Genomic DNA, 1,646 nt, shown 5'->3' on the forward strand with positions numbered 1-1,646 from the left:
GAATGGCCTGCGACATGATGATCTCGGGGCGATCGGAAAAGGACGTCGTCGATGAGCTGTCGATGCGCAACCCCGGATTGAACAGCGGCGGCGCCATGCGATTCGCGGCGCTCGCCTCGAGCACTTACTGCCCGGACTACCTGAGCAAGTCGAGCGTGCACACCACCCAGCCGCTTATCCCGGGTCTTGGTGGCCACTAATAAGCCCAGGTCGGTCCCACCCAAAGGGCATCCTTGCTGTAGCGCACATCCCGCTACCGGGCGGGCGCAAGTGACGTTTGCGTTGATCCACGCAGAGTAGGTTTATCCGACAGCGCAGTCAGCATTGCGAGGGATGAGTCCGATGGCCCGAATTAACATCAAAACCGTCTTGGGGATAACCCTGACCGCCTTAGCGGGGGCCATCCTGGGACTGCTGCCGAGTGGGCTTGTTGGCATGGTGGTCAGCATTGTGGTTTCGATAACCATGTTCATCGCGGGCGCGGCTTTACTGGCGAACCGAAATACGCCCTGGCGTGAATTGCGGCCAAAGTTCAGGTGGGGCGGCGGTCGATAACCACCAGGCATACAAACATCTAGCTCCCCCGCCTGGACTCGAACCAGGAACCCTTCGGTTAACAGCCGAATGCTCTGCCAATTGAGCTACGGAGGACTGCCCCTTTTCCACACGCCTGGTGGGCGCGGATCGAGGGATGACTCTAGCTTACTAAGCTGCCCAGCCCAACCGAATCAATCACCCGCCGGAGAGCACTTGCCCCCCGGTATGGGGCAGGATGGACACAAGCGCACCAACGTCGTCTGGAGGGGACCGCTTTGATCCGGTATGCCGTCATGCTCGCAGTGGGCTACGTGTTGGGCGCCAAGGCTGGGCGCCGTCGCTACGAGCAGATCCTCGGCACCTACCGCACCCTGACGAGCAGTCCCGCCGCCAAATCGGTCATCGAAGGCGGACGGCGCAAAATCGCGAATCGACTGTCACCCGACTCCCGGATGGTGACGTTGACCGAGATCGACAACGAGACCAGCGTCGTCGAGCCGCCAAAACCGAGGCGCGCTTAGGCGGTGAGATCGTCGCCGCTGGCCTGCTGCAGCAAGCTGCGGCGGTAGGCCTCCATCGCGACCAAGTCGCCGAAGAGCGCGTGGTACTCGTCGCCTTGCTCCACCGGTGACATCCGCTGCAGTTTGGACTTGACCTCCGCGATCTGCCGGCCGACCCAAACCTCCTGCAGACGCGCCAGCACTCCGGCGATGTAGCGGGGCAGCTTCTCGTCATCGTCGACCCGGATGCCCTCGACGCCAAGCTCGCTGATCAACCCGGCGGCTGCCGGCGACGGGGCCTTCTGGCGCACCGCATCGAGCCACTCTGCCCCGCCGACGCCGCTTGCGGTGCCGCCCGCCGTCTCGATCGCAGCGCTGACCGCGGCGTAGCCGGGATGCGTAAAGCTTTCCACGGTGAGCGAATCGAACACCGGCCCGGCCAGCGCCGGGTACTGCAACGCCGACTTGAGCGCCTCACGCTGCGGCCACCGCGTGGGGTCGCGCGGGTCGGGACGAAGGGCAGCGAAGTCGGACCCAATGGCGTCGGACTGGGCTGCCACCGCGCGACGAGGCTTGGCGCGGCTGGTTGGGTGCTTCGCCTCTTCGCGC

2 protein-coding genes, 1 tRNA gene and 1 pseudogene are annotated in these 1,646 nt (G+C 64.4%); 2 read left to right on the forward strand and 2 right to left on the reverse strand.

Going from position 1 to position 1,646, the window contains the following annotated elements; all coding sequences use genetic code 11:
• Positions 1-200, forward strand: a 200-nt coding sequence (locus WBF82_RS05110; RefSeq protein WP_424382010.1) for a DUF732 domain-containing protein, incomplete at its 5' end; no start/stop codon positions are given.
• Between the two features lie 378 nt (positions 201-578).
• Here WBF82_RS05110 and WBF82_RS05115 read toward each other — a convergent pair.
• A tRNA-Asn gene (locus WBF82_RS05115) sits at positions 579-651 on the reverse strand.
• A 161-nt stretch (positions 652-812) separates the two neighbouring features.
• Here WBF82_RS05115 and WBF82_RS05120 point away from each other — a divergent pair.
• Complete coding sequence (locus WBF82_RS05120) at positions 813-1,058, forward strand: hypothetical protein (RefSeq protein WP_424382011.1); 246 nt, start codon at positions 813-815, stop codon at positions 1,056-1,058.
• Here the strand turns inward: WBF82_RS05120 and WBF82_RS05125 are convergent.
• Positions 1,055-1,646 (reverse strand): annotated as a pseudogene (locus WBF82_RS05125) (DNA primase); the annotation flags it as partial. The gene WBF82_RS05120 and the pseudogene WBF82_RS05125 sit on opposite strands and share 4 nt — an antisense overlap.

Source organism: Mycobacterium sp., assembly GCF_049673265.1.
Taxonomy (GTDB): Bacteria; Actinomycetota; Actinomycetes; order Mycobacteriales; family Mycobacteriaceae; genus Mycobacterium.